Consider the following 3,568-nt stretch of genomic DNA (forward strand, 5'->3'; position numbering starts at 1 on the left):
GTCCACAACACTCCGCACTGCCGCCCGCGCGACGGCGTGTCCTGGACACTCGACAGCGCACACGGCGGCCCATCACGACGGCGCGTCCTGGACACCCACCCCCGGGAAGCCCACCCACCGCAAGGGGTGCGCGACACCGGATGCCACGGCGCTAGCCTCGCGACATGAGCCCCGCGAAGACTCCCCCCGAGATCCTCGACGTCGACGGCCACGAGGTGCGCGTCACCAGCCCCGATCGTGTCGTCTTCCCCGAGCCGGGCCTGACCAAGCTCGACCTCGTGCGGTACTACCTCTCCGTCGCCGAGGGGGCGCTCCGCGGGGCGGGTGGGCGACCGATGGTCCTGAAGCGCTTCTCCAAGGGCCTCGATCAGGAGCCGTTCTTCCAGAAGCGCGTTCCCGACAACCACCCGGCGTTCATCGACACCGCGACCTTGCGTTACGCCTCCGGCACCTCCGCCGAAGAGACGGTGATTCGGGATGCCGCGGGCCTGGCCTGGGTCGTCAACCTCGGCTGCCTCGACCTCAACCCGCACCCCGTGCGCGCCGAAGACCTCGACCACCCTGATGAGTTGCGGGTCGACCTCGACCCGATGCCCGGCGTCGATTGGGCGCAGATCGTCGATGTCGCGTTCATCGCGCGCGAGGTGCTCGAGGATCACGGTCTCGTCGGCTGGCCGAAGACCTCCGGGTCTCGCGGGCTCCACATCCTGGTGCGTATCCGCCCCGAATGGGACTACACCGACGTGCGCCTGGCGGCCGAGACCCTCGCCCGCGAGGTCGAGAACCGCGCGCCGGGACTCGCGACGGCCCGGTGGTGGAAGGAGGAGCGCGGCGAGAGCGTCTTCGTCGACTTCAACCAGAACGCGAAGGACCGCACCGTCGCCTCGGCCTACTCGATCCGTGCGCTCCCCGATGCCCGGGTGTCGACTCCGCTCTCGTGGGACGAAGTGCGCGACCGTCGTCCGGAGGAGTTCACCGTGCTCACCGTGCCCGAGCGCTTCCGCTCCATCGGCGACCCGCACGCCGGCATCGACGACGCCGCCGGCTCCCTCGACCGCCTCCTGGCTCTGGCGAAGGAGCTCGGCCCCGCCGAGAAGCCTCCACGCGGCTCCGACGGATCCGGCCGCCGCACCTCGACCATGCCCCTCATCGAGGTCGCACGCACGAAGACCAAGCCCGAGGCCCTCGACGCTCTCGAGACGTGGAAGCAACGGCATCCGGATGCCACCGCCGCCCTGCACCCGGCCGACGTGCTCGTCGACGGCATGCGCGGCTCGAGTTCGCTCTGGTACCGCGTGCGCGTGAATCTGCAGCACGTCCCGGATGCCGAACGCCCACCGCAGGAAGATCTGATCGCCGACTACGACCCCTGGGCGGGCCGCTCCGGCTCCTGACCCGCAGAGAGGGAGCCGACGAGGTGGGCGATGCCGGACGGCGCACCTGGATACCGACCGGGTCCTCCCCGGGCGCTGTCCGGCGTTTCACGGCTCACCCGTCCGCCGCGGTCGACGCCGTACGGGCCGCCGCACGCTCACGGCGCACCCCGCGGTCAGGAGCGACGCGGTCGAGCCAGGGCCTCACCGGTGGCGGCGGCCAGCGCCTGCATCGCGCGCGCGGGACTCAGGGCCGCCGCCGCGTCGAGGGCCTCGGTCGAGAGGTGCTCGCGCGTTTCGGCGTCGGTGAGGATCTCGACCAGCGCGGCCACGAGGGCGTCCTCGTCGCCGTCGGGAACCAGGATGCCACCGCCTCGGGCGAGCATGTCGCGCGGGCCGTAGCGGATGTCCCAGGCGACGACCGGCGTGCCATGCGCGAGGGCCTCGGCCATCGCCAGCCCCTGCCCCTCGAACGCCGAGGTCGTGAGGTAGACCGCCGCACCGTCGAGGACAGCGCCCGGGTCGGTCGTGAGGCCGGGGAGCGACACCACTTCGCTCAGGCTCAGCTCGTCGACCAACGCCTCCAGCTCGGCGCGCTGGGCGCCCTCCCCCCAGAGCTCGAGTCGGGCCCCGGGAACGTCGGCGCGAACTCGTCCGAACGCACGGACGGCCTGGCCGAGTCGCTTGCCGGGTGCGAGACGCCCCAGCACCACGACCCGGCCCGGGTCGCGACCTGCCGCGGGTTGCGTCGTGGCGGGTGCGCTGACGGCGTGCGGGACGACGAGATCGTTCGCGGCGGTTCCGAAACGTTCGCGCACATCGTCGCGCTGGTGGGCGGTCGGCCAGAGCACCGCGTCGAAGCGAGACGCGATCTCGAACCAGCGCGACCACAGGCTGTTGAGGGGGGAATCGGCCCGGTAGGGCGGCTCGAGGTGGATCGTGTGCACGGTGTGCAGGATGCGCACGTCGTCTTCACCCCACCCGACGAGGAGCTCGCCGAGCTGCCGCGATTCGCAGATCAGCACGACAGGGCGGGCGTTCTCGGCGCGCAGATCCGACGCGATGCGTGACAGCCACGCCCGATACAGCGCCCCGAAGCCGTCGACCACGCCCACGGTCTCGCCCGTGGTGTCGCGGATGACGATGGGTGCGCGCGTGAGATGCCAGTCGGGATCGACGACGACGGGAAGCGAGACCGCCCCGCCCGCGACGTCGCGGTACTCCAGCGACGGATCCGCGTGACCGTCATGGGCCGCTTCACGCAGCCAGTCGGCCGCTCCCCCCGCGGACGCGACGGCCTCGTCGAACAGGTTGCGGAAGATCTCGGATGCCGATGCGGCCCCCCGCTCGACGAAGGTCGCCCGGTGCGCGGCGTGAGCGGCGACGGCTCCGGGGTCGACCGTCAGGAGCAGGGGCGGCGCGCCCGCCTCGGCCATCTGTCTCGCACGCGCGAGCGCGGAGATCGTGTACCCACCGTCGAGGTCGGGGATGAGCCGGCTCGAGAGGATGAGATACCAGGCGTCGGGGAACTCAGCGTCGCTCACGCCCCCATCTTCTCCCACGCACCCCCGCTCACTCCGCGACCACGCTCCGCCGCACGCCGCGGTTCGGGGCGGATTTCGCCGTTCGGGGCGCGTTTCGCCCGCCCCGAAGCGCCGATCCCGCCCCAAACCCCACCTCCCTGCCCCCGCGCAGCGAGAGCGCCAAGAACACCGGTCGGCGAATGCGCATCGCCCTCCGGGTCGATCGGGGTAGGGGCCCGCTCCCGACCTGATACCTCTGGCCGGGCAGGCGGAGCGTGCACGCCGCCGCGGACGCGAGGCGAAGTGACACGCCCTCCTGAGTCGATCGGGGTAGGGGCCCCGCTCCCATGCCCTCAGCGGCCCGACAGAGCGCCGCCGACGCCGAAAGGCGAAGGGGCATCGCCGTCCGGGTCGATCGGGGTAGGGGCCCCGCTCTCGACCCCATACCTCTGGCCGGGCAGGCGGAGCGTGCACGCCGTCGCGAACGCGAGGCGAAGTGAAACGCCCTCCTGAGTCGATCGGGGTAGGGGCCCCGCTCTCGACCCGGCGCGCCGCAGGCGCGCCATACCGCGCGCAGGCTGACCACAGAGCAACGGCGCCGTCGTCTCGCAGAGAGCGGAGTGGCGGGTGGCCCCGGGGCGAATGGGGGGGGGGGGGCGGGAACGCGCGGGG

Annotated in this window: 2 protein-coding genes; one reads left to right on the forward strand and one right to left on the reverse strand. The window is 72.4% G+C overall.

Going from position 1 to position 3,568, the window contains the following annotated elements:
* Positions 1-164 precede the first annotated feature (164 nt).
* Positions 165-1,394 carry a non-homologous end-joining DNA ligase gene (gene ligD / locus RWP81_RS15355; RefSeq protein WP_314457558.1) on the forward strand — a complete coding sequence of 410 codons (1,230 nt, stop codon included), beginning with the start codon at positions 165-167 and terminating at the stop codon, positions 1,392-1,394.
* Positions 1,395-1,549: 155 nt separating this feature from the next.
* Here ligD and RWP81_RS15360 read toward each other — a convergent pair whose 3' ends face one another.
* Positions 1,550-2,917: a glycosyltransferase gene (locus RWP81_RS15360; RefSeq protein ID WP_314457560.1), complete on the reverse strand. Its 1,368-nt coding sequence runs from the start codon at positions 2,915-2,917 to the stop codon at positions 1,550-1,552.
* Positions 2,918-3,568 lie beyond the last annotated feature (651 nt).

Origin of the sequence: uncultured Microbacterium sp. (assembly GCF_963521695.1) — a bacterium.
Lineage (GTDB): Bacteria > Actinomycetota > Actinomycetes > Actinomycetales > Microbacteriaceae > Microbacterium.